This window comes from Chryseobacterium gallinarum, from assembly GCF_001021975.1.
Lineage (GTDB): Bacteria > Bacteroidota > Bacteroidia > Flavobacteriales > Weeksellaceae > Chryseobacterium > Chryseobacterium gallinarum.
On record NZ_CP009928.1, the window covers coordinates 135616 to 162286 of the forward strand.

Genomic DNA, 26671 nt, shown 5'->3' on the forward strand with positions numbered 1-26671 from the left:
TTACCAAAAGCTGCACAATTCGTTTACTGCAGAGCCTTAAAGTTTACCGCTTTTATGCTTTTATACTTTTATGCTTTTAAAACCTACTATTTTTATTCAATCACAAATGGTTATTTTCTTTTTTGTACAGCAATACATATTACCTGTTCGGATGCTCAGCTGTAAAGGAATACAACAAAATGGGCATCATTTAAAAAGGTGGCTGAAACTTCCTATTTTTTCCAATTCTTTCCGGTTTATACGTTATAATTCCAATTATTCTTAAGCAATAATCAATCTGTTCCCAAGAACAGAGCAAGTTGTGTTTTGAGGCACTCAAAACCTGTTTTGTGCTCCAAAACAACTTGCTCTGCCGAGAGCCTGGTAATCCTCCGAAGTCGGCTTACCTTTTATGTTGTTTTCTGGCTTTGAGAGGACTATTTAAGAAAGATAGGGCTAGTACCGGCAAAATTTAGTGCTCCCGCGAAGGGTATCCTTTATATTTTGGAAAAAAGTTATGTCTGCAGCACACAAAGGAGGACGAAAACCCAAAATAAATAAGGCGATACATCGGTATGTCTTTCGGTTAACTGATGAAGAGAATGCCCGTTTCTTATCCCTGTTCGATAAGTCTGGGCTGGACAACAGAGCAAAATTTATTGTCTCCCTTCTTTTTGAAAGAAGGATGAATTCGGTCATTATTGATCAAGGGACCGTGGAATACTGCACAAAATTATCGCAGTTGTTTTCGCAGTTCAGAGCAATCGGGGTGAATTACAATCAGGTTGTCAAAATCCTGCATACGCATTTTGGGGATAAAAAAACAGTATTCTATATCGGAAAATTGGAAAAACATACGCTCGAACTGGCCGCCATCTGTAAGGAAATCCTCATCCTGAGCAAACAATTCGAAGCTGAATATCTTCTAAAAAAGGACAATACATGATCGCAAAAATTGGACATGGTTCTCGTATTTATGGGGCCCTGGTGTACAACCATTCCAAGGTTCTGGATAACCGCGCAGAAATATTGCACCTGCATAACATGCTTGAAACTCCCGATGGAAAATATTCAGCGGCACAATTGTTTTCGTCTTTTCTTCCTCACCTCGCTGCCAATAGAAAAACCGAGAAAACGGCAGTTCATATTTCATTAAATCCTGATCCTGGTGATAAGGTCACTGACGAAGAATTTATCAGAATAGCTGATGAATATATGCTAAAAATGGGATATGGGAACCAACCTTATGTCGTCTTTAAGCACAACGACATTGAGCGGACTCATATTCATGTTGTATCAACATCGGTAGATAAAAATGGTGTTAAAATCCCCGATGCCTTTGAAAAGAAGAGGTCAATGCAAGCCTGCAGGGAAATCGAGAAAAAGTTCAATCTTATTCCGGCGAATGAAAAACTGGAATTACATGAGAATTTAGGATTTTCTCCTGTGGATTACACTAAAGGAAATATTAAAGGCCAGATCGCTGCAGTTGTCAGATATCTGCCGAAATATTATAATTACTACAGTCTTGGCGGCTATAATGCCCTTCTGTCACTGTTCAATATATCAGTCGAGCATATCAAAAAGGATTATCAGGGAGAAATGAAGGAAGGCCTCCTCTATTTTGCACTGGATAAGAATGGAAATAAGGTCAGTAATCCGTTTAAAGGATCTCTTTTTGGCAAACAGGCGGGACTCGATGCAGTGAAAACAAATTGCAAGACAAATAGAAATGTTCCGGCGGAAATAAAAGAAAAAACAGCACAGGTAATTACCGAGGCTATCCGTATAACAGCAAATGAAAAACAGTTCAGGGACTACTTGACCGAACATGGTATCAACACTGTCATTAGGCGAAATGAAGAGAATAGGCTTTATGGCATTACATTTATTGATCACAATACGCGACATGTTTACAATGGCTCCCATTTGGGGAAGCAATTCTCTGCTAATCAGTTCCATGAGCTTTTTTCTAACGGAAAGCGTCAGGAAATGGTAAAAGCAGAACAAGGAAACTTCCTAAATATCAAAAAAGAAAAAACCTCTACTGTAGCTGACGAATTGCATCCATTGTTTAGCTTTATGCTGGATAGTGCAAATCTCAGCAGCGATTGGGGACTGCTAAATTCTTTGCTATTGGAGAATATTGCGGAAGATCCAGAAGAACAAATATTTGAGTTCAATATGAAAAAGAAGAAAAAAAGGAAAGGACAGCATAAAAAATAATTAAAACGGATTGCTGGCTCAATTCCAAAACTGATCACCTATATTGACCAAAGGAGATTTGTTAATCCCATCATTTAAATACCCTTTACTCAGGTATAAAACTTCTGCAAAAACAACGATCTCCCGGCATACCGCAGACATACGGCATTTGCACTAAAATCTGTACCTAAGCGCAATCTGGCGCCAGATATCTTCGGCAAGATCCGGGTCTTCCCCATGCTCAAATTGCCACTTGCCATTTTTCTTGATGAGTTTCTGCACGATACCATCCAACAATATCTGAAATTCATTCATATTTTTATTCAGGTCTTTCTTCAATAAAACTACCTGAAAATCACGAAATTTAAAGGTGATCCGAAAGACTTGCTTATTAAAATGTTCCTCAAAAAGTCCTAAAGTATCTTGCATAATATCTCTCTCCATAATACTCTCTAATAATAGGAATTTTGGTCGAAATTAAAAAGATCACAGATTACTTCCCCAATTGCTAAATGTATTTAATCATTCAATAAAAGCTGTTTGCTTCTGTTAACCACACAAATACATTTAGCAAACTTTTTGAAGTAATAATAGGACTGGAAAGGAAAAAATATACCTGTAACTGCAACAATGATGAAATTCTTTGCACCGAAAGATATCTATGTTGAAAAATATCAGCTATGCAAGAAGATGATCTACGTGGACTCGCCAAAATCATGGCTTTTATGCGTGCAGTCGCAGTTCTATTGGTATTGATGAATTTCTATTGGTTTTGTTATTCTTTTTTCCTTCAACAGGGATGGGCTCTCGAAATCATTGAAAAAATCCTCCATAATTTTCAGCGGACATCAGGACTTTTTGACAATTCCCTTTATAGCAAACTTTTCGCCCTCGTCTTACTGGCACTCAGCTGCTTTGGAACAAAGGGGGTAAAAAATGAAAAGATAAAGTGGAAAAGCGTCCATGTTTATATGCTGTCAGGTTTAGTTTTTTATCTGCTGAACTTTCCACTGATTCAGATTTCACCAGCCCTGTATATGATCACAACATCGGTCGGGTTTATACTTTTGATGGTTGCCGGACTCTGGATGAGCAGGCTCTTAAAGAATAGATTAATGGATGATCCCTTTAACAATGAAAATGAAAGTTTTCAGCAGGAAAGCAGTTTGATGGAAAATGAATACTCAATTAATCTTTCCACAAAGTTTTATTTCAATGGTAAATGGAATGACGGGTGGATTAACGTGGTCAATCCCTTTCGAGCAACTATTGTGCTGGGAAGTCCGGGGTCGGGAAAGTCATTTGCTGTGGTTAATAATTACATTAAACAGCATATTGAAAAGGGCTTTTCCATGTACATCTATGACTTCAAGTTTGATGATCTTTCCACCATAGCTTACAATCATCTTTTAAAGCATACTAGTCAGTACAAGGTAAAACCTAAATTTTATGTGATCAACTTTGATAATCCACGCCGTAGCCATCGCTGCAATCCAATCAATCCGGAACTTATGACCGATATATCGGATGCATATGAGTCCGCGTACACGATCATGTTGAACCTCAACAAGTCATGGATCCAAAAGCAAGGCGACTTCTTCGTCGAGTCACCAATTATTTTATTAGCTGCAATTATATGGTATCTCAAAATATACGAAAATGGGAAATACTGCACGTTCCCGCATGCGATAGAACTGCTCAATAAAAAGTATGCAGACGTATTTACGATCCTAACCGCATACCCGGAGCTTGAAAATTACCTCTCTCCTTTTATAGACGCCTGGCAGGGAGGCGCCCAGGACCAGCTGCAGGGACAGATCGCATCTGCCAAAATTCCGCTATCAAGAATGATCTCTCCGCAGCTTTATTGGGTGATGAGTGGAGACGACTTTACACTAGATATCAATAACCCCGACGAACCAAAGATTCTGTGCGTGGGAAATAATCCGGACCGTCAGAATATTTATAGTGCTGCCTTGGGGCTTTACAACTCCAGAATCGTGAAAATGATCAACAAAAAAGGTAAACTGAAAAGTTCTATCATCATCGATGAATTGCCGACGATATACTTCCGCGGTCTGGACAACCTTATAGCAACTGCCCGAAGCAATAAAGTGTCTGTATGTTTAGGTTTTCAGGACTTTTCCCAATTGATCAGGGATTATGGGGATAAGGAAGCGAAAGTCATCATGAATACCGTTGGCAACATTTTCTCCGGTCAGGTGGTAGGAGAAACGGCCAAGTCTTTGTCCGAAAGATTTGGTAAAATAGTCCAGAAAAGGCAGTCTTTAAGTATTAATAGAAATGATACCAGTTCTTCAATCTCTACGCAATTAGACAGCCTGATTCCCGCCTCTAAAATTTCTACTTTATCTCAAGGAACATTTGTGGGCGCCGTTGCTGACAACATCGACGAAAAAATAGAGCAGAAAATATTTCATTCCCAAATTGTAGTTGATATTGCAAAAGTGGAGCATGAAAGCAAAAATTACAAACCAATACCGCAAATTCGATCTTTCTTATCCGCTAGTGGTGAAGACACAATGGATAAGGATATAAATGAAAATTACCGCCATATAAAGCTAGAGGTTTCTACTATTATTTCAACAGAACTAAGGAGAATTGAAAATGATCCGGAGTTAGCTCATTTAATCAGGAAAGACGAGTAGCCCATTATGAAGCTCAAAAATAATATATGTATAAAAAACTAAAGTTTAGTTCTTTTTAATATGAAAGTACAGTAAGTGAAAACTTCTGCGAAGCTAAAGCCGCTGTTTGGTTGTTCCCATGGTGTTTTTTATGTGGCTCTGCTCCGCACTGGAATCAATATGGTCATCGTTTTCTCTAAGGGAAATCTGAATATTTCTCTCCACAGCGGCCAGTTCGGTTTTTAAGTCCGAAAGCTGTTTATCTTTCTTCCATTCCCCGTCCACAATTTCCCGTAAAACAATCTGATCGTTTTCAATTTCTTTACATTTTTTTTCTTCATCAGCGATGATTCCAGGCAATTTCTGCAAGGCATTTAAAAAATTGAGGGTGGCGCGCTCTGCATCAGTAGCAATAATTCCATTGTTATGCGTGTATTTTAGGTTTCCTTCCCCACAGATAAAGAAACGGTTTTCGCGCTGTATAACATTGTCCTTTTCTCGCAGTTCTGTCTTGACCAGAATCTGAAAACCATACAAAGATCCGACCTCTTCATACTCGCCTCCCGTTGCAGAAACAACAGCAAGCTTGTTTAGTTTTGCTCCGATTTCTTTTATTCCAGCGTCTTTTGAAAGTCCGTCCAGTAGTACTGGATTGAGAATACTTCCATCTTTTGCGCGCTGTAAGCGGCTTTGGAAATTTTTACAGTCCGTTTGCAACCTCTCCAGACGGTTTTTTCTGTTTTTAAATTCGTCCTCCAGTGCTTCAAGCTTGGATAAAGAACTCGATTTTGACCAGATATAGGCATGCTTTTCACTTTCTAAAGTGGAGATCTTCTTTTCAATCTTGGCTTTTTCCAGTAGATCTGTATTACCTGATAACAGTGCTACATATTCTGCGAAATTCATACCCGACACCTCATCCATGCCCCCTTCATCAATACTTCGTACACTCAGGCTATTACTCTTTAGTTGGCCGATAAATCGTTGCTTATTCGCCAGCGTGTTGAATTTATAAGCATCCAGAGATTTTTCCACGGCATAAATAAACACGTCAACTTTATTCCCTGCAAAGAATTTAGCGATTTCGTTACCTTTTCTAACCGCACGGCCATCACGCTGCTCTAGATCGGATGGGCGCCACGGAATGTCTAAGTGGTGAACTGCAACTGCTCTTTTCTGGGCGTTCACGCCTGTTCCCAACATCTCTGTTGACCCAAATAAGATTCTTATTTTACCTTCATTCGTCGCTTGAATCAGTGCTTTGCGTTGATCTTCATTTTTGGCCTCCTGAATAAAGCGGATCTCCTCAGCAGGGATGCCGTGATCCTCGACAAGCTTACGTTTAATCTCTGAATAGATATTCCATTCTCCGCTTTTGTAGGTCCCCAAGTCAGAAAATACAAACTGCGTCCCCTTTTGGGCATTATAATTCTGATAATACTTGGCAAGATTTGCTGCCACAACGGAAGCTTTATTTCCGGGATCATCCTGGTATCTTGGCGAAATAAGCCGCATGTCAAGCGACATCTTCCGGGCATAGTCCGTAGCAATTAGCATTTTGGCTTTCTGCTCGGTCGGTGAAAGTGGTGGTCTGCCGAGCAATGTCGCATCGCCGGATTTTGCAAACTCCATTAGTTTTTTGATAAAAATCTCCTGATCCTGTGTCGGTGGAATATGGTAAAGAACTTCATTTTTTGCGGGACGGTCTATACCGATATCTTCTGCCCTACGGTAATCTGTGATCTCTGCATAGAACTGTGCCAGCTCCGGAACCTTGATAAAATGTCGGAAACGCTCTTTCTGAACAATATTGTTTGCAACGGAAAACTCATAATCAATGGATTTACGGGCAAATATTGCAGCCCAGGCATCAAAACAGGTTATTCCCTGCCGCTGCAGAGCCAACGGTCTTAAATATTTAAAAAGACAATATAATTCGGTTAATGAGTTCGATATCGTTGTCCCACTCAAAAAGGTTGCCCCAAGGTCCTTTCCGCTCCGCTGCTGTATAGTACGTATGGCAAAAAGAAGGTTTAGTGCCTTTTGACTACCCTGTACATTTCCCAGACCAGCTACACGCTCATGCCGCGTGTTGAACATCAGATTTTTGAATTTATGACTTTCATCGATGAAAAGATGGTCTATACCCATCATTTTAAAATCAACAACATCGTCCTTGCGATTCTCAATATCGTGTTCCAGGGTTTTTAACCGGACATTGAGATTCTTCCTTCTGATCTCAACGCCCTTTAACATCGCACCGGATACATCTTTGCCCTGCCGTCTTAATACATCAAGGTTTTCTTCTACGGTATTTAGCTCCGCCTGCAGAATCTCTCTCTGCAATTCGTCTGACTGCGGAATCATACCGAACTGATCATGGGTAAGGATCACACAGTCCCAGTCATTATTCTTGATGTCGCCAAAGATCTTAATCCGCTTTTGTGGTGTGAAATCCTTTTTCCCCGGATAAAGGATTTTAGCGAAAGGATAGGCTTTCCGATAGGTCTCCGCAATTTCATGCACATTTGCTTTGAGTGCAATGATCATCGGTTTATGGACAAGGCCCAGCCTTTTCATTTCTTGGGCAGCTGTACACATGATCAGTGTTTTACCCGCACCGACCTCATGGTCACATATGCCGCCACCGTTACTCTTTAGCATCCAGACAGCATCTTTCTGACTGCCGTAAAGATCCTCGATCCCGAGAGCTCTCCGGTCTAAGCCTGGAAAGGTCTGATGGCTCCCATCAAAATGAGGCCTCACATGACAGTTAAATAATTCATTGTAACGATCAGTGAGTGCACTTTTAAATTGCTCATCCTGCTGGTAGAGCCATTCCGTGAATTCATGCCGGATTTCGTCGATCTTCCCGTTTGCCATCTGAATGGCTTCCATGTCCTTAACTTTGATCGGTTTGCCGTCCGCCAGGTATTCCGTTTTAGTAATCTCCGGTGTGGTATTAACAAGCGCGTGGCGAAGCAGATTCAGACCGTCAAATGTGCGGCTTTCTGATTTAATAGCATATTTGTCAGTAATCTTGATGGTGCTTGCCTTCGCACTAATTGAAAAATCATCACTGCTTTCTGAATAGAAAATAGAAACGTCCGTATCGAAGAGGGAGCTGGCAAATTTTTTATATACGTCGGTTCCTATCCACCGCTCCCCCAGGTTAAAGTCCAGCTGTTCAAATTTTATCTTTTCTGGCCGTGCGTCTTCAAGGGCATTGAGACTTACTTTCGCCTCATGGTCTTCGGGATATGCTAAAATGTATTCCTGCAGCTTCCTTGCCTTTTCAACTACATTTCCGGACAGAAATTTTTGCGACACCTCAATCTCCCCTGTCAATGGGTTGTAATATAATCGGCCTTTTAAATTTTCTTTTAGAACACTTTCTGTACATCCGCTGATACGGCACATATAGCCGAGATCCACCTTACCATACTGATTCAGGGAGGCCGAAAGAGCTTCCAAAGGACTATTGACGTTCACCTCGACAGTGCTAAATGCAACGGGATGATCAAAAATATCAGATTTATGGATGATGCCACCAACCACACGTTCGAGCGAAGGCACAGCATTTCCACTAGAATCAAGCTTAATAAAGCGGATGTTATCGGCTGCGTTGAGATTTCCGAACTTTTTTATAAAATCATCATAGATCGTATTAAGTAACTGTCTATTTTCATGATGTTTCTCTTGGACATTAGCTTCAAAAGTGTACAGATCATGATAACAGTCCCTTAAACGGATATAAGCGGAAATTCTTTCACTGTCCTTATCGGAAACTGCGATCGGATAGAAAAGGAACTTTCCTTCATTACCGTTCCATTTGATCTTACCTATTTTGTAATCAAACTCGACCAAGGTATTATCACGGTAGAAGTCCTTTATTTCTTTGTCGAATATCTTCGGCTCGTCAGGCGATGGAATGTCATCTATTAAATCACGAAAAAGCGAACCCACACTTTCCCTGCTCCCGATCTTTTTCGATGTGGGTCTTGTTTTCTCTTCTTTTCTACTGATAGTTATGGCGTGTCGAATCTGATCGGAATTTGTCCCTTGTTTATCGAAAAGGGAAAGCTGTTCTGGTTGCTGAACTGTACTTTTTGCAACCCTCCGCTTTTGTATTTGCTTTTTAGGAGTGAGCGCTGCTAATTCTGCTTCTGAAAATAGACTGAGCTGATGGCTTCCATTCTTTAACTGCTGTTCCTGAACTTCTGGTGCCGCAGGATGCTCGCTGATTCCTACAAGGTTTTTTGGTATATACTTTTTACGCCTATGCATCCCGTACAACCGCCGATCAAAATAACTGGCAAAGTCAGAACTGAGTTTCTTGGTTAAATCAGCAGAAATTCCTCCTGCTCCGCCATCGTGCAGATAAATGGTCCCCGGCTTCCCATATTGGTCAGTCCCCTCTCTCGAACTTGTAAATAGGATGTTGTTGGGGTTATAAAAAAGCATATTGCGATTTTCACCGGCCGGTGTGGGGACGGCACCCACAAAGTCTTTGGCGCGCTGGGATATGGAGCGCCTGCTACTGTCTTTCTGCAAAATGATCAGGTCGGTTCCAACCGAAGTTCCATTTTCATCAAAAAGATTATGGGGTAGTCGTACAGCGGAAACCAGTCGATGTTCCCGCATCAACTCTTCCCTTATGATCTGGTTGGACGGACTATTCAAAATACCCTGCGTGGTAATAAATGCCAGGAGTCCTCCCTCCCGCAGTTTATCGCTGGCTTTGAGAAAAAAATAGTTATGAATACTCTGCGCGGCAAATTTGCGGGCCGCATCTTTTCCTTTGGAGTAGCTCAGGTCAAAAATCGAAGTTGTTCCGAATGGAATGTTGCCAACAATAAGATCATATTCACTTTCATGCTTACTTATGTTCTCAAATCCTTCTATACGTACATCAACCTGACCACCGTACAACTGCTTTAAAATTTTTCCAGTAATCAGATCCTGCTCATAAGCGGTAATGTGAACATCATTGTCCCCAATAAAAGGCCTAATGAATGCACCGACACCGGCAGAAGGTTCAAGCATACGGTCAATCTGAATACCCGTGTTTTTTATTACAGCGGCTATACTCTCCGAAATAACCAATGGCGTAAAGAAGGCATCAAGTATCGATCCTTTCAGGGAGGACACATATTGCCGATATACTGAATCGTTTTCAGCATTATCCCTGATGGTTCCGAATAGTTCCTGGGTTAATGGGAAGTAACCGCTGTCAGAAGACCGCCATTGGTTGATGTCGTCGGGATTCAGAATGAATTTTAATCCTCCAAACCCCGAGAACTGGTGCAAAAGGTTTATTTCATCCGATGTGGCTGTTCTTCCTTCCTTTTCAATCCTGAAAGCAGCTTTGATGGCATCAATATTCCGCTTAAGATGCAGCTTCTTATCGAATGCCATTTTTTTCTAGCCACAATGAGATGAAACCCGTCAGCTCCGTATAGAGCAGATCGTAATCTGTCTTATAGGCAAAATCATCTGTGAGCTCATACTGCCCAAACACTGCATCACATTCTGCCAGTATCTTCAGGGCAAAATCCCGGTAATCCAGTTCGTCAAAAACATCGGAAAATTCATAGTTCAGTACCTCAACGATGGAATCGAATCTGGAGAAATGGAGATTCTCAAAAAGAATATAGTCAGCGATTTCATCACATTTATGGATAGCGTTACCCGATCTAAATGCGCCCTCATACGCGTTTGCCGCCCACTTCGCACGCTGTTCGATAAATCTCTTGTCGCCTGATCTTTCCGGAAAACTGGCCTCAATGTGCTCCTGAAGTTTAGCCTTGTAGTAGGAAAAGTCTTGTGTATGTCTGTTCATATCGCTATAATTTTGAGATTTTTTATAGCGGTAAACCTAAATAGGACTGGCAGCAGAAATGGCTTTAGAGCCTATAGTTTCCTAAGCTTGCCGGAGCTTTCCCCACATATCTAAAAAAGAAACCCGGAACCAAAAAATGGCCCCGGGCTCGACTAACCAAATCACATCATGAACTATCTTTATCTTCGGTTCTTTGTCCGTTCAAACTCAAATGTGGTTGAACCGGACGGATCTAACAAAATATAGGCATTGAATGATTTCTCATTACGTCCCTTCATATTTTTGATCAAAGGAGACCGCTTCTTTGTCAGCAGAACTTCCACGTCCTTATAGGTCAGCTGTACTCCGCAGATCGTTCGGAAAAGAAACCACCCACAGCCATCATTGCTGCATTTTATGACCTTTTCCCGAATAAAAACTTTATCCCTGCATTTCGGACAGTGCAGATTAACAGGCTGCAAAGCTGGTCCTTTTTCCTGCAGCAGCTCGGTGGTAATCTCCGCCACCATCGTGTTTAGCTCCAAAAGGAAAGACCCCGCTTCCGCTTCCTGCAGTTCGATCTTTTCGAAGGCCATCTCCCACTGAGCGGTCATTGCCGCATCAGCGATCCGCTTATTTTTTACAGTATTATACACAACCATCCCCTTCTCTGTGGGAACAATTGTTTTTTTCACCCTCCTGATATATTCCCGGTCAAAAAGAGTTTCTATGACCGCGGCCCGGGTGGCTGGCGTACCAATACCGATATTCTTTAGCACTTTCCGCTCTTTTTCGGTGTCCATGCTGTTGCCCACATTTTCCATCGCGGTAAGCAGATCGGCTTCGGTGTAGAGGGCAGGGGGTTTTGTTTTTTTTGCAAGGATGATCGAGCTCTCTATTTTTAGGGGCATTCCCTCTCTCAGATCCGGAAAATCATTCGTGAGATCTTCGTCTTCCTCTTCAAAATTACCGTTAATGAGTTTCCAGCCCGGCATAGTGATCCGGATTGCCTTTGCTATAAAATCAAAATGCAAAGCGGAAATTTTCACCTCCGTAATCTCGCGCTGGCAGGCTGGTGAAACTGCTTCCAGAAGCCGCCTGGCAATCATGTCATAAAGAGCATCCTCATCTTTATCCAAGGTTGTGGGTATATTTTCCGTGATGAGAATGCCATGATGATCGGTCACTTTTACATCGTTCACGATATGTTTGTTATACCGTTCCCATTTTAAATACTCCACGGCTTCTTTACAGGATGTTCTCGAACTCAAAGAAATAATCAATGCGAGAACTGTCAACCACACATCTTCGGGAACATATTTTGAACCCGTTCTTGGATATGTAATAAATTTCCTTTCATAGAGTTTCTGCGCAATATCCAGTGTTCTTTCCGCGGTGAAGCCTAGTTTTCGGTTGGCTTCTTTTTGTAGCCCAGTAAGGTCAAAAAGTAGTGGGGCTTGCACTGGTGCCGATTTGGTTTCCACCCCTATAACTTCTGATGTGCCAGAACGTTCAATCGACCGCAGGACGGATTCAGCCCTAGATGAATCTTCCCACTTGTCAACGGACAGGCTTTTGAAAACCAGACCGTCCTTAAGATGGCTAAGTTCAATCTGGAAATAATCTTTGATCTGAAATGCAGTATGGTCAAGATAGCGTTTGCAAATCATTGCTAGGGTTGGAGTCTGCACTCTGCCGAGCGAATATAAACCATCGCCCATCGCTACCGTAAGAGCCTGTGTGGCGTTAATACCGACCAACCAGTCGGACTGTGAACGGCTTCTGCCCGCTTCATACAAACCATTGAATTCACTACCGTCCCTAAGGTTGTCAAGTCCTGCAATAATCGCCTTCTCGGTGAGGCTGCTGATCCATAGCCGGTCAAATGGCTTATCACATTCCAGGTATTCATAAATATAACGAAAGATCACCTCGCCCTCTCTTCCCGCATCCGTAGCGACAATAATACGGTTACATTGGTTAAATACGCACTTAATCACTTCCAGTTGCCGTCTGGCGCCTTCATCGGGAATATAACTGTTCTTTGTTTTCACCTTTCTTCCTACGAGCAGGAAGTGCTGAGGAATTATGGGCAGGGATTCCCTGCTGAATCCCCTTATCCCATAGTCTTCCGGCATTGCCAAACCCACAAGGTGGCCATAAGCCCAGGTTACCAGAAACCCACCACCTTCACAATAGCCGTCACGCCTTTCGATCGCTCCCACAATCCGGGCAAGTTCATAGGCAACGGACGGTTTTTCTGCAATTATTGCTTTCATGACTCAAGGTTTAATGCAATTTTTGTTTACGGGTGCTTTCCTTTTTTGTCGCTCCATTGGTAACGGCATTCTTAGATGTTGCCCCTTGCTTCTGGCTAACCTCCTGCTTCTCCTCCATCTTCTGGGATTTTTCCTGCTTGGGATGATCAAAATCGAAATCCAGCTTTCCGGCTTCTTTATTATACCAGACATAGCCGGAATACTGTTTTGTACCTTCTTTGTTTACAATATCTTTCACATAGATGACTTCGCCATCTTTTAATAGATCCTTTTCCTTCTCGTCCAAAACTTTACCCCTGAATGTATCCGGAATTCCCTGGTCCTGAACCTGCTGCTGTCTCTCGCTTTGCCCAACAAAAACCAGCTTTTTAAGATCCGCGCTGTATTGAAGATGCTGATTAAAAATTTCCCCTGTTTTCGTATTGGTCATACCTTCAATGAGAACCGCTTTACCCTCCAGAAGCTCATTTTTTTGTTCTTTGGTTAATTTAACCCCGCCAAATTTATCGTTGATCTTGATCAGTTCAACGGGAAATGATACCACCTCATTGGTCATCTTATCGATACTGATCAATGCTTTAACTTTCGAACCGTCAGAATAATTAGTTAGCTCTGCAACCCGTCCCATGTTTCCGGATTTCAACAGATTCTCCCGGTCTTCCATGGAAAAAGTATGTCCATAAAATTGATTCTTAAGATCAGGCTCGTGTCGTACCCCATGTGCCATTACCACGACCTTTCCCTGCGCATTCCTTAGAGAGAGCCGTGCATCGCCCTTCATGACTACACCATCGAAATTCCCTTCAATTCTGTAAATCCCATCCGATTTATAGCCTCTTAACAATTTGTCTAATTGGCCGTTCTTTTCCAAAAGTTCCCGGCTTAGGTTGAGTTTTTCCAATGATCCCCAGTCAATATCATCGACCTTGTAACGATAAGTAGGTTTTGAATCATTTGTGGTTGGCTGCGTTGTTTCCATATTATTCTGTTTTGATTTTTTTTGGTCATATTTTACTTCGAGTGCTTCAAGCAGCTTATTGCCTTCCGGTGTCGGATGATCAATGGCCGCCTGAAGCTTTCGTACAATCTCATCCATATTCTTGATAGGCGAGTTGAAAAAACGGAAGGATAACGGATCTTTTAACCTCCGCAGGAAATTGGAAAAAAAATTCCCAGCCGGATCTCCCTTGTCAATGCGCATAAATTCAAGAAGATTTGATTTTTTCGGTTCCGTCGTACTCAGGTTTCCGGAATCATCAACGCCCTTAACCGCTTCAATGCGGTTTTTCTTTTTGTCGAGAACAAGCAGGATATCTGAAAGTGGTTCCAGCGCCAGATCCTGATTCTCTTTAATATTTTGTCCGCTCATAAGAAAAAGTTTTATGTTTATCGAATCTATAGAATGTGACTTGGCAGGTTTTATGGATATCCACTCCTGTCCTACTTAGGCGTATATTTTCCCCCGTGATAACTGTCACGGATAAACTGATGGATGTCAGAACTCTTGTAGTAGATTTTGCCGCTGATCGTAAAATATTTGATCTTACCGATGGTACGGTAGCGTTGTAGACAGCGGTAGGTAATTTTTAACAGCTGCAGAACATCCTGGTTATCCAACAGCTCTTCACCGTCGATGCTTAATCTTTTCTTTTCCCTGTTTTCAAGATCACCGGCAAGGACGTCAAAACGTTTCATGATGCGTTCCATCCAGGCTAAAAATTCACGTCTTTCAATATTCATAGCATTTTCTGTTTGGTTTACAGAGCCAAAATTGATCTTGTTTTACGGGAAAATCGTACAAGGCAGCAGAAGGTTCTACCAAGGAAAACGAAAAAAAAACACAATTTTTTTAGCAGAATATGGCTACAAAAACTTATAATATAGTCATTAAATGGTCGAAAAATTTGCGAAAACTTGGTAGAAACTTGGTAAAGCCTGGCAGAAAAAAAGGGATAACACCTATGTATTACCCCTGACCGAAATTACTAATCTACTAAAGATCTCTTTCCATGTATTTTTCTAGGGAATCTTTAAGGTAAAGTAAAAAACTAGCTTTTTCACCGGCACGGAATTTCATTTGGTGGAATGCATGGTGTATATCGCCAAGACTTATCTCAAATAATTCTTCGAAAACTCTGCCGGTTTTTTTTATACTTCCACGTCCATGTGACAAGCTGCCCGAAACATGAAGTGCGTAGATTAATTCGATAAGGGCATTCTTGGAATGCGTCCATGAAAATACTTTTTTTGAAGCAACCTTTTCGTCAAAAATAGGATTGCTCCTCTCCGGCTCAAGACAGCACAAAAGATAGCTATGAATTAAATCAAATGCGATAATTCTTGCTGTCTTATAATCATAAAAGGTAGAAAACGCAGGATCCGCCTCAAAAATGAAGCTATTTACTCCATCAAAAAAATTGATGTTTCCCCGCCTAAAAAAGAGATCATCTTTGTCCGTCCGCCCTGACCTGTGGTACCGGTAAAAATCAGTATTGCCGATATGTTTCTTATACTCTTTTTTCAAACATTTGATTTGATCTGTATAATATCTCGACAGCATTTCACTGCTACATGGACGAAATGATTCTATGCGAACAATTTTATTATAATAAATCAATTTCCCCAGTACTTCTGGTTTGATCGATTTAAAGAACGTAATCTCTTCCTGCTTGTTTTCAAAACCTGTCGACAAAACTTCAGATTTTAAATCGGTCAATAAATGTCGAAGAAAGACGACCATATGGTAAGCGTCTTCTAATTCTATTTTTCTTTTTGCGGACAAATTTTTTTCTTCTTTTTCTATAAATCCAAGGATGTTCTTATATAATTGTTTCATGATGTTTGTTTTAAAGTGAATAAACCTCACACAGTCTTTTACTTTAAAAATATATCCCATGACTTTGAGATAAACACTCAAAAATACATCATAATTTATTTCTTAATTATTGATTATGAACTCATTTCATTATCGCATCCCACTATTCGATATTCGTCCGTGTGATTTTGAAATTTGAATATTTCAATCATTAAAAATTAGAACTATTACCGTGTCTTACAAATAACTCGATGACATTTTATTAACTATAGGTGTTTTAAAGTTGTCTGTTAGCCTTGTAAAAAGAAAAGCTGATTGCAATTGGCGCACATATATACTACTTTTTATGATGGTTATTCCTTAATTCAGTTCACCGTAAAAATTGTTATCTACATTATATGTATGATTAGATTGGTCTCTTTCGCATCTGCCAATCATAGTGTTGTGCTCTGTCTTATACAAATATACCTTTCCATTACACCCTCTCTTAATACAATTAGCTGCCCTGCGTTTAATTGTGAAAGTCCAGCCGGATTGCCAGTAAATGGTTAAATGTAGGTTTTCATTTAAGATCACTTCTTGACCAACATGTAACCGACCACTTAATATTAAGTAAATAATCTGATGCGCAAACTTATATCGTTTTAAGCTGGCAGAATTATAGCGCATATAGAGAAGTAATAAGCCAACTATTATTAGAAAAGTAATCATCATAGCAAATTCGCTCATGAAATATAAAGTACTGCCAACGAAAAGAAATACTAGAGCTGCCCATACGGCATATAACGGTGAAGAATCCTTTATAGATTCCCAGAGGGTAAAGCAGATGCTCTTTTGCGGATCCTCCGCAAAATAAACTGTATCTTCTTCCAAATAGTTCACCGGCCTTCCTAAGATTGCCAAAACGTCTCTTTTCGGATAAGAAATTAGTTCTTTAGCTATATGTCGATGGCTCATCGTCTCTATTTTTATGTCCGGATACCCTCTTTGTAACTCATCTATCACATCGCATTCCGCGGGACCAATCTTTTGGTTACTGACAAAAATAAATTTTTCAACATGCAGGTTCTTCTTAATGCAGTTCTCAAAATCGCTTCTAATCTTATCCGGTAAAGCTGTTCCACGGGAAGAAATTGCGAAGTACTCTCGAGTCCTACGAACATAGCCGTCTTTTCCACCATCGCCTCTACGTCCCTTTGATCCTACTTCCTGAAAATCTCCACCGTACTTTTTCCGCAGAAAATTTTCACTATACTTTTGAAATTCCAGTCCCTCCTTTCCTTTCAGGATTATTTCGATATATTCTGTATCCAACATAACATGTTCTTTTGGTCTAAAATTAAGCCTTTTTTTCTATGATACTTAGAAGGTGGGCAGCATTAAAACACACTTTTGCAGCACTACCTGTTTACAGCCTTTGGACAGAAGGTGAATACAGAAGTACTTTTCTATCACACTAAAAATCATTTGGAATTTCCATTACGCAAAAAATATTAAAACAATGGAACAATTAACAAAAAATGACCTTGAGGCTTTACGAACAAGACTGCTTTTTGATATAGAGCAGATCCTCAATAGGAAAGGAAGTTCACCTGAATTTGAGTGGTTTCGAAGTAAGGCAATTAGAAAACTTATGGATATCTCTCCTGCCACAGTACAAAATATAAGAATTGCAGGAAAAATCCGGTATAAAAAAATCATGGGATCATATTATTACAATAAAACCGACCTTATGAAATTATTTAGTGATGAAAAGTAACTTTGCAGGAACGGGTATCGAATATCTTGACAAGATTTGTACCGATGACCGTCTAACTGTGTGACATCTTAGTCTTCTGCTGGCCATAGTTAGACTTGCTTATCGCTAAAACGAAAACAACCTTATTAGGGTGAGCAGAAGCAAACTTATGCAAATGTCGCATATACATACTGCGCCCACCTACCACAAATATTTCAAGGAATCACAGACATATAGCTATATTAAATATACAGCCTCGTATCATCCGGGCTATCGAAGTATTGTTGAAGTATTGAAATAAGAGTCTAAATCATTTCGAATAGACCGTAGCTTTTTCTATCCTTTTTCGTTTATTTAATCTCAAATAGGACAAATCAGAGATGGAGAAATTTATCTGCTCTTATATTATGGATTTATTATTGGTGGGCAGATAATTGGGTTAAGCCCATTGATCAATAACAAACCTATACAATGTATTGTCGAATAGTATGAGATTTTTAAATTATTATTCTCGATGCAATAATCAGTTTGTAATTCCAATAAGAATTTACGAATGATCGTATATTCTTTGGATTAAAATACTTCGTGTTGAACCAATTTTATCTTTGCATTTTTTAATATCTATATCAAAGTATTTCACATATGAATTAATGAACTCCTGATAATCAGAATTTTTATAATCCTGACTTAATAGGAAATAACGCTTTCCCCCTTTTATTGTTATTAATAGCCACTTGGTAAAATGATTGAGTCCGTTGACGAAAAACACCGACGTTTTAACTTCATTTTTTTTAAACACGTAGTTTTTGTTTCCTACAGAAGCTGAAAGCTGCTGTGCTGACCATTCTACCTGTATCATTTGTTTTCTTAGTATAATCTTATACAAATAACACATAACCAAAAAGAATACAGCTATTAAAGGTGCAGATATCATGATCATCAATAGAGTGCCCTTTGCTCTGAGCAATAGCTGTAATGCTTGCATATGGGGCTGCAACAATTTAAAAGAAACTATTGCATAGCTTATAAAAAACACAAAACCTATGGCTAAAAATAAATATACAACAGACATTGGAAGTATCAAGCCTATAAAAGAACTACCCAGAACCCGCGGTTCCTTTATTTTATGATTATGCTGTCTGACTGATTGCACGGATAATCCTTTAGGACATATTTCAATAAAGGTAATGAATTTTTAAGCATCTTCATTACACTCGACTCACATTTTCCAGTAGCACAGAATAGATTGAAATTGTTTACTCCATTACCTTAAGAAGATAGATAATCTTAGCAATGCTCAGAATGGCAGTATTTCAAAAGGGTCTGTTTATTACTTGAATGCGTCGAATTATGACCAAAACACCAACACAAAAAGAAACAGATTAGTAATGGTGGAATCCCATAATTGTTAAATCGAAATTAAGTACTAAATTTATAGAATGAACAGAAGCCAACTTATTAACAGTATTGCCCAGTCTTTAAGCAGATTTAAAAGTGAAGTAGAGATACTAAATTCTGCAAGTTTATATGATATTAATCTCCATGCTGAAAATGTTCTGATTCCACTACTAAACGAACTTTTTGGTCTTAATTTAGAAAATGCAAACAAAAGCAAAAAAAACTATCCGGGGATTGACCTTATTGACGCTGATAATCGTGTTGCATTCCAGATTACGTCTTCTAATGATAATGCAAAGATTAAGAATACGTTAAAAAAAGTAGTTGAGCATAACATTCACAACGATGTAGATTTTGTCTATGTATATGTTATCACAGAAAAGAAAAGTTCTTACAAAAAAGATATTTTTGATGACATATTAGAAGGTAAACTGATCTTTGACCCCGCTAAGCATATTATCGATTATAGCAATATTATGCTTATGGTAGACTCAATTATTCAAGCAACAAAAATAAAATCTATTTCTGACCTGCTTGCTGAGCAATTTACCGATGAAAAAATTGATTCAAGGAAGAAATTAGCAGAAAAAATAGAAGAGATCATAACTGAGGAAATTTATCCTAACTTGGTTAAAATAAATACCCCTGATTATGTTTATATTGCCGACCTTGATATTGACAGACAGGATATTATCACGAGGTCCTGGCAAACTACTTATAAGCTTAAAAATAATGCGTCTCAACGCAAAGTTATTATGAAAGCTTTGGTTTTTGCTGAAGTTAAATTTAGCGGAGACTGGTATTTTGTTGAAAACAAACTTATCACATTCTCAGATCTAAATAATGGGAAAAATCCTCTTCAGAAGATTATAGATACAGGAACAGTGGAGCGGCTCACTGTAGATGAATTTATAAGTATAAATGAAAATTATAAAAACTCATTTATTGGGTTATTAAAGGCTTGTATAAACCAAAAGTTATATAATAAACATATTCGATGGATAGAGAAAGAAGAATATTTTAGGTTCGCTTTTACCTCCCCAACGCCGATGCCGAGGAAAATTACATGGAAATTAAAAAAGCAAGCTACTAGAGCAGCGGTTGATGAGGTATGGAATAAAGATCACACAAGGATTTTATGTTTTAAACACATTGCATTTCAAACAAATATATATTTGTTCGATGACATCTTTTATCTTTCTATAAATCCCACATGGAGTTACACATGGAATGGTTATGAAAAGAGCAACTTAGAAAAAGAACTCCTACCTGGAATAAAGAGACTGGAGTCGAACAAAAGTATCTACAATGTTTTTAGATTTATTAGCTATTGCCTGATTAATACAATGGAGGACGAAGCTGAATATAATACAATCCAATTTGAATTGCCTCCAGCACTTCCTTTAACATATACAAAGTAATCGATTATGAAAGTAAAATTATTAGAAGAACCAACTCTTGAATTTGGGCTAGGAGAGTCTATTTGTCCCAAAAGAGGTATTGCAGGAATGTCTCCTTATGATTTTGATAATGTTCGTCCGGAAAAAATAACCCTTGGCTTTATTGGAAAAAGTGAAAGTATTGACAATATCGCAAGCTGGCTGCAAACTGCAAAGAAGTCTATAAAGAATAATAAACAAAATCTCAGAAATCTTTTCCCAGACTTCCCTGGCTTCAATAGAGACCTTGCATTTCACTCTGAAATTGCATATGACCAAAGCTATTTAAGGAAACTTAATAATTCAGATGTTGAAGAAATAATAAAGAATTCGCAGGATATAGATGCTGTTATAGAGAAGATTGTTCACCTCTATTTGACTGAGATTAAGTTTTTAACCAAAAACAAAAAACCAGATGTTATACTTTGTATTCTCGATGACAAACTGACATCAATCTTTTTAACTTCTGGCAACAAGAAAAAGGGTTCTTCAAAAAGTATAATTGATGAGGCTGATTTAAATGAAGAAGACCTATCTGAAACTGCAGATGACGACTTTTATTCGGATGGTGAAATTAATAAAAAAGAGTACAATTTTCGTCGTCTATTAAAAGCTAGAGCAATGAAATTTGGGGTTCCGATTCAGATAATGCGGGATAAAATCGCAAATCCTTCTAGAGATATGCAAGACCCAGCAACAATCGCATGGAACTTTTTTACGGCAATTTACTACAAAGCTTCCGGTACACCATGGGCTCTTAAAAAAGAGACTGCCGATATTATTTGTTATGCAGGTATAAGCTTTTACCGAAGTCGTGATAAACAAACAATTCAGACCAGCGTAACGCAGATTTTTAACGAACATGGTAAAGGTGTAATCTTACGCGGTGCTGAAGTAGAACTGAAAAAAGGAGATCGTGAACCACATCTGTCCGAAGAACAAGCATTTGAACTAATGGATACAGCTTTAGGTGAATACTATGAAGCTTTAAAAATTTTCCCGCAAAGACTTGTAATCCATAAATCGTCAAACTTTAGTCAAAGCGAAATAGATGGATTCAGGCGAGCAACTTCCAAACATAAAATTAATTCTGTCGATTTGGTGACGATCATGTCATCACCTTTAAGACTTTTTCGAGATAATATTTACCCACCGTTAAGAGGGACTATGTGCACAATAGATACTAAAAATTATATTTTATACACAAGGGGTTTTGTAAACTATTTTGAAACTTACCCTGGATCATATATCCCCGACCCTTTACTTATAAGGCTTTTCTCTCATGATGAATCTCCAGAAGTTATATGTAGAGAAATCCTTGGACTAACTAAAATGAATTGGAATAATACACAATTTGACAGAAAATATCCAATAACAATTGAATGTAGCAGAAAAGTGGGAGATATTTTGAAATACTTAGAACCTGACGAGCAGCCGCAACTGAAATATAGTTTTTATATGTAAAATTTCATTCAGGAATTGACTGCTTTTACAGTGGTTCGGTTGCCGAAATTGAAATATCATTCGGCCAGTTAGTGCTAAAAACAGCAACGTTGGGCATTATCATCGATGGTGAAAAAACAAAAATAGAATGTGGTGATAATACAGCTCCAATCAAAAATAACTTAAAGATCCACACAAAAAATCTACAAGGAGAAAGGCTTCGCACCTAAAATAAATCACACAGTTAGTTCCAAAATGATCTGATAAAAGGCTTTCTGGAAGTTTTATAAATTCAGGGGACAGTGCATTGGCGAAATTGGCCCAAAACTCTATCCATAATAAATATTCAGATATCGATACAAGAGATTATTAATTTTATGTCAACAAAATAACAGGTGAAAAAGAAATTTATTGATATCTGAATATTTAATTGGAGATATTATAGGAAAGATAGTGAAGGAATAGCAAGAATCTCTAGGACTCGCCTGCAACAAGTGGATTTCAAAGAAAGAAATAATTGGAAATATTTTTTTAAGAGCATATATTTCAATACGTTCTACCACATTGTTAACCCTTTTTAACAAACTTGGCCCTCAAATAAAGATGAAAGATTTTAATACTATGAAGAAGAGTGAATTATTATCCATTTAGTCACCATGATTGGTTTGTTTTCAAAATATTTGTAACTTTGTAATAGTTATTAATAGTTGGAAAAAGTTCAAACCCTATTTACCCCTTATTGTGACTTAAGCTCTTGTTTATCAAGATTATTCACTTTTTGTATCGGGAAATAAATATTAAAACGGAGTAAACCAAAACAATCCAAACAGCTAAAATATGTTTTTGATTGTAATTTAGCAAAAATTGGTTTGTTTTGGTCTGTTTTATCCTCCATTTGTCTCCCAAAACCGATTCATAACATTTTTTATCACGGAGATAACTTCACTTATCCTAATGCATTTATATCTTTATCACCCCTTAAATGCAACTATGATTACGCAAAAAAAGCGTACAAACTACCAATGGGCGATTCCATTCAGGACCACAAATTTTGTTCCTTCCTGCCCTACTACTGCTGAGCACTATTTTGAACTGAAAACCCTCGATTAGCTATTATATAATCCTATTGCAAGTACTGAACCTGTCAGAATTGGGCAAGACAAGCTTTTACCAGTAGTTCTTACCAGGGCCGGTAATTTTTACTCCTCCACCCTGGCGTATTATCAGCTATCTCCTACCCTGACCGAAAGATACCGTTCTACTATTACACAACCTAAGTCCAGCAATTTTTCAATTTGAATTATTGAATTTTCAAATCAACATCATTATAATATTAAAAATTTTTAACATATTGTTTTATAAATATATTTTATTATATAAATCTAAAAAAATATTGAAAATAATTTATTTAAAACATGATATATGATAATTTTTTTTATAGACCGGTTTTATACTTTTACCAAATAATTCACCATATAAAGACAAATACCATAAAACCTATTAAAAATTATTCTTTTTCAATAGGCTGTATATTAAGCTTCAAATTGCGTGCAAGCTAACTACGATACGGTGAAAATAATACAACTACCAAAAAAAATATAATGCAACAATTTACGCTCAAATCACACGACAACGTCGAAAAAATCTGTTCCCATTTCCATTTATTTGATTATGTTCATCATCAAAAGGAAAGTATCTCAAAAGACCAATGGAACAAGCTGGTAACAGCCGGCATTTACCTTCCTGTTATCCCAAAAAGCCATAATGGTCTGGAAAGTAAAGCAGATCTGACTATGATGATAAACAGAGCTGCATATCACAATCTGGGGCTTGCCATGTCACTTATTGTGTCGACGTTACTTTTCGCGGACAATGTGATCGAATATGGCTCCCAGGATCTAAAAAATGAAGTCATACATGACCTTTTGAATAATAACGGCCAGGGAGGAATAGCTATAATCGAACCCAAAGCAGGATCTGGATTGAGTCTTATGCAGACTGTCGCTGAAAAAGTAGATGGCGGATTCAGGATAAGGGGCAGCAAGCACTGGCAGTGTTTTAGCAGACATGCGGACTGGTGGTTAATAACAGCAAAAAATAAAGATCAGCCCGTTGCAGCGGGAGCTTTTGGCTTCTATATTCATAAGAACCAGGAAGGAGGATTCCGTACTGTCGAAACCTATGCCTCTAAAGGTCTTCATCAAATTGATTTTGGTGCTAACAAGCTGGATGTTTTCATTCCCGAATATCGGAGATTGAATCTCTCTGGCACAGGAATTCCTCAAATTTACCAGCTGGTCATCCCAACATGGCAGCAGTTTGCATCCCTTGGAAAAGGATTTCTTTCCAGGATATATGAGGAATCTGAAAAGTATGTTTCTTCGAGAGCATCCCCAGACGGCCACTTAAAGGATATTGATTTTGTGCGTTATAGGCTGGGCAATATTGCTGCATGCAGGACCATTTGTGAAGCACTTTTCAATTATGTCCTCAATTCTTTCTCGACTTATCCCAAAGGAAAAAGAGAGATATTTCCGGCACAGTGCATAAAAGTTATGGCATCGGATGCAATGCTCACCGGAGCCATGCACTACCAAACCATCTGTGGCGCCAATGGCTACCGATATGCTGCTGACAACAATATCGCAGCAATAGCAGCGGATGATGCGCAGGCATTCGTGATGCTATCTTTTCCTAATGATGTACTCTCACTTTATCTAGCAAAGGAGTTTCTGCACAAAACAGAAGTAGAAAAAAATAAAAGTTTTTGGACATTGATTAACGAGTCAGGATATACACATGCCGCAGCCATACATCTTGAGGATCTAAGAAATGAACTGAATTATTGTCCTTCTGGTAACCTGGAACTTGTCCTATCAGGAAAAATTCTTACTAGAATATTTGCCATTACCGCACTTAAAGCCTATAGTCCATCCAATCAAGTAGATCAAGAAAAAATTTCATCCGCATTACTTTACTGTGTCAATGAAATTAAAATGACTTTAAGTGAACGGTCTATTTCTAAACAAATTTCAAAATCTATACTATGATCAAAGACATTTTAACGCTTATGACGCCCCCTTTTTTTGAACCCGAAGCAACACCATTTTCCATTTCAGGAGAAGTACTGTCCATTCCCTTGGGTTCCGGTAATGAGTATATGCTATCCGAAATGGGCGAACTGATCAGGATTTCGGCATGTTTCGGCCAATACAACCTGGCCAGGTTATTTCCAGAGGTACGCGGAAAATACTTACTTGGCGATAAGATCCGGACAATCCGCTATGGCATGATGGAGGATGCCTCAAACTTAACCATGCATATCCGTTCTCATATCGCTTCCGACCGCGCAGGTTCTGCACTAGCTGAAATTGTTGATGAAAATGATCAGTTATTATATAGTTTCAACCATACTTTTTATATACTTCCGGCACCTTTTTTTGAAACCCGCTTTGCCTCCTTCAAAAAAACTGCCAATGCATCGGCAACCGCCTTAGATAGCCTGCCTGGGATTAAAGTATTCGATTCGGAGCATAACCGCACTTTCACAATGGAAGTAACTCCCTTCTCTTATGAACATTGTCTAGGTCATTTCCCTGACTATCCACTGGTTGCGGTAGCATACCTGTATAAATGCATCCTCAAAGGAAATATTGAATGGCTAAACAAACACCAGATGGAAATACTGCGTGTAGAAAATATTGATATCACCGTATCAAAAGCGATCCCAATCGATATCTCCTGTTCCGTAAAAGTATCTATCATCCAAAGTTCAAAAAACACCTACCAGTTTATCAATGAGATTTTTATCAAAGATGATAGCCACATCCCACATTGTTTACTTACAATAGAATTATTAGCAACCAGCTAGTTCTAATTCTTATCGTATAACAATGAAAGTGTATCACAACTAGATAATATGGGTTGAGAATCGTTTAAACAAAAACCTTTCTCGTACAGGGATACATGAAAATTTCACAAAAAAGGCCGTTTTCACGAGCTGTGAGACGGCCTCATTTATTTGTATATAGAAGTATCCTTCGGATTATCGATTATTCCTGTTTCTGTCATCATCATAGAGAATGGTGAGAAGAACAGCCCACTCACAATTTTTTTAAATGTCTAATTAACAAGGTATAATTAGAATCGTTATTTATAGTTCACTGTTGAGAGTTTTCACCAAACATAACCTGAAATTTGAAACCTGATTCTTCATTTAGATCAATTTGCACAGATCACAGGACTCCTTCAAATTACCAGTCATGGCCTGTAAGTAGAAATTTTATTTGTTTACTTTTTTCAAAGCATCCAAGTACTTTTTCTTTACTCCGTTATCTTCTTCCTTTTCTGAAAGCTTTTCGATTTTTGAAAGCAGTGTTTTATTATTGTCCGTTTTAAGCTTTAATATTTCAGCAAGTGCATAAGCAGTTGCCCAACGAACCACAGTTCCCGTACTTTCTGCGTTTGGAAGCAGGTTTTTAATGGCTTTTGTCAGTTCATCCGGAAATAATTTCGCCACATTTCCGATTACTTTTGCACTTTCCCATTTTATACGTGGTTCATCATTCTTAAGTGATTGAGTCACGTATAAAAAGGTATTTTCATCAGCAATTTCTGGATTTTTCTTCGTTGCATATTCCAACGCTTCTATGCATGTGGCTTTATCGATTGCTTTTTGTTTTTCGGCATATACAATCAATTCATCAACAGGCAATTCCTTATTAATCAACCAATCTCCAATGATTGATACCTTGCCTTTTGCCTTAATGGTTTTATCCTGAAACACTTCTTCTATTGTCATATAAAATTTGTTATAAATTTAATCTGTATGCTTCTTAGTTGAACCCTATTCATGGTCCAAACAAATTTATGGTAAATATTTCGATTTGAACTATTAAGAAAAACT

Annotated in this window: 18 protein-coding genes; 8 read left to right on the forward strand and 10 right to left on the reverse strand. The window is 38.6% G+C overall.

The window, feature by feature from the left end; all coding sequences use genetic code 11:
• Positions 1 to 496 precede the first annotated feature (496 nt).
• The gene (gene mobA, locus OK18_RS00630; RefSeq protein WP_053326734.1) at positions 497 to 925 is read left to right on the forward strand and encodes a conjugal transfer protein MobA; all 429 of its coding nucleotides are present in this window, start codon (positions 497 to 499) and stop codon (positions 923 to 925) included.
• A complete protein-coding gene (gene mobB, locus OK18_RS00635; protein ID WP_053326735.1) occupies positions 922 to 2205 on the forward strand; it encodes a conjugal transfer protein MobB in 1284 nt (427 codons plus the stop codon). Before mobA ends, mobB begins: the two co-directional genes overlap by 4 nt.
• A gap of 153 nt (positions 2206 to 2358) precedes the next feature.
• On the opposite strand, the gene OK18_RS00640 is transcribed toward mobB, so the two are convergent.
• Complete coding sequence (locus OK18_RS00640) at positions 2359 to 2628, reverse strand: hypothetical protein (RefSeq protein WP_053326736.1); 270 nt, start codon at positions 2626 to 2628, stop codon at positions 2359 to 2361.
• 236 nt (positions 2629 to 2864) lie between these two features.
• Here OK18_RS00640 and mobC point away from each other — a divergent pair, with 236 nt between their 5' ends.
• The gene (gene mobC, locus OK18_RS00645) at positions 2865 to 4853 is read left to right on the forward strand and encodes a conjugal transfer protein MobC (protein WP_053326737.1); all 1989 of its coding nucleotides are present in this window, start codon (positions 2865 to 2867) and stop codon (positions 4851 to 4853) included.
• Positions 4854 to 4946: 93 nt separating this feature from the next.
• Here the strand turns inward: mobC and OK18_RS00650 are convergent, their stop codons facing one another.
• The 7 genes from OK18_RS00650 to OK18_RS00680 all read right to left on the reverse strand — a co-directional run bounded on the left by OK18_RS00650 (position 4947) and on the right by OK18_RS00680 (position 17064).
• Positions 4947 to 10250 carry an N-6 DNA methylase gene (locus OK18_RS00650; protein ID WP_053326738.1) on the reverse strand — a complete coding sequence of 1768 codons (5304 nt, stop codon included), beginning with the start codon at positions 10248 to 10250 and terminating at the stop codon, positions 4947 to 4949.
• Positions 10237 to 10674: a DUF1896 family protein gene (locus tag OK18_RS00655; protein ID WP_053326739.1), complete on the reverse strand. Its 438-nt coding sequence runs from the start codon at positions 10672 to 10674 to the stop codon at positions 10237 to 10239. Before OK18_RS00655 ends, OK18_RS00650 begins: the two co-directional genes overlap by 14 nt.
• Positions 10675 to 10853: 179 nt before the next feature.
• The gene (locus OK18_RS00660; protein WP_053326740.1) at positions 10854 to 12932 is read right to left on the reverse strand and encodes a type IA DNA topoisomerase; all 2079 of its coding nucleotides are present in this window, start codon (positions 12930 to 12932) and stop codon (positions 10854 to 10856) included.
• A gap of 10 nt (positions 12933 to 12942) precedes the next feature.
• Complete coding sequence (locus OK18_RS00665; protein ID WP_053326741.1) at positions 12943 to 14301, reverse strand: DUF3945 domain-containing protein; 1359 nt, start codon at positions 14299 to 14301, stop codon at positions 12943 to 12945.
• 71 nt (positions 14302 to 14372) lie between these two features.
• The gene (locus OK18_RS00670) at positions 14373 to 14672 is read right to left on the reverse strand and encodes a helix-turn-helix domain-containing protein (protein ID WP_053326742.1); all 300 of its coding nucleotides are present in this window, start codon (positions 14670 to 14672) and stop codon (positions 14373 to 14375) included.
• 253 nt (positions 14673 to 14925) lie between these two features.
• The gene (locus OK18_RS00675) at positions 14926 to 15768 is read right to left on the reverse strand and encodes an RteC domain-containing protein (protein WP_053329256.1); all 843 of its coding nucleotides are present in this window, start codon (positions 15766 to 15768) and stop codon (positions 14926 to 14928) included.
• Between the two features lie 339 nt (positions 15769 to 16107).
• Positions 16108 to 17064 (reverse strand): hypothetical protein, encoded by a 957-nt coding sequence (locus tag OK18_RS00680; RefSeq protein WP_053326743.1) that lies wholly within the window; start codon positions 17062 to 17064, stop codon positions 16108 to 16110.
• A 184-nt stretch (positions 17065 to 17248) separates the two neighbouring features.
• On the opposite strand from OK18_RS00680, the gene OK18_RS00685 reads away from it, so the two are divergent.
• Complete coding sequence (locus OK18_RS00685) at positions 17249 to 17506, forward strand: MerR family transcriptional regulator (RefSeq protein WP_053326744.1); 258 nt, start codon at positions 17249 to 17251, stop codon at positions 17504 to 17506.
• Between the two features lie 526 nt (positions 17507 to 18032).
• Here OK18_RS00685 and OK18_RS21015 read toward each other — a convergent pair.
• Positions 18033 to 18344 (reverse strand): hypothetical protein, encoded by a 312-nt coding sequence (locus tag OK18_RS21015; RefSeq protein ID WP_156173191.1) that lies wholly within the window; start codon positions 18342 to 18344, stop codon positions 18033 to 18035.
• 580 nt (positions 18345 to 18924) lie between these two features.
• On the opposite strand from OK18_RS21015, the gene OK18_RS00695 reads away from it, so the two are divergent.
• The 4 genes from OK18_RS00695 (at position 18925) to OK18_RS00710 (ending at position 25636) form a co-directional block, all read left to right on the forward strand.
• A complete protein-coding gene (locus OK18_RS00695) occupies positions 18925 to 20304 on the forward strand; it encodes an SMEK domain-containing protein (RefSeq protein ID WP_053326746.1) in 1380 nt (459 codons plus the stop codon).
• 6 nt (positions 20305 to 20310) lie between these two features.
• Entirely contained in the window at positions 20311 to 21786 is a 1476-nt protein-coding gene (locus OK18_RS00700; RefSeq protein ID WP_053326747.1) for an argonaute/piwi family protein, read from the forward strand.
• 1580 nt (positions 21787 to 23366) lie between these two features.
• Positions 23367 to 24815: an acyl-CoA dehydrogenase family protein gene (locus OK18_RS00705; RefSeq protein WP_053326748.1), complete on the forward strand. Its 1449-nt coding sequence runs from the start codon at positions 23367 to 23369 to the stop codon at positions 24813 to 24815.
• A complete protein-coding gene (locus OK18_RS00710) occupies positions 24812 to 25636 on the forward strand; it encodes a hypothetical protein (protein WP_053326749.1) in 825 nt (274 codons plus the stop codon). Before OK18_RS00705 ends, OK18_RS00710 begins: the two co-directional genes overlap by 4 nt.
• A gap of 411 nt (positions 25637 to 26047) precedes the next feature.
• Here OK18_RS00710 and OK18_RS00715 read toward each other — a convergent pair whose 3' ends face one another.
• Positions 26048 to 26566, reverse strand: a complete 519-nt coding sequence (locus OK18_RS00715) for a HEAT repeat domain-containing protein (protein ID WP_050020227.1) — start codon at positions 26564 to 26566, stop codon at positions 26048 to 26050.
• Positions 26567 to 26671: the final 105 nt, after the last annotated feature.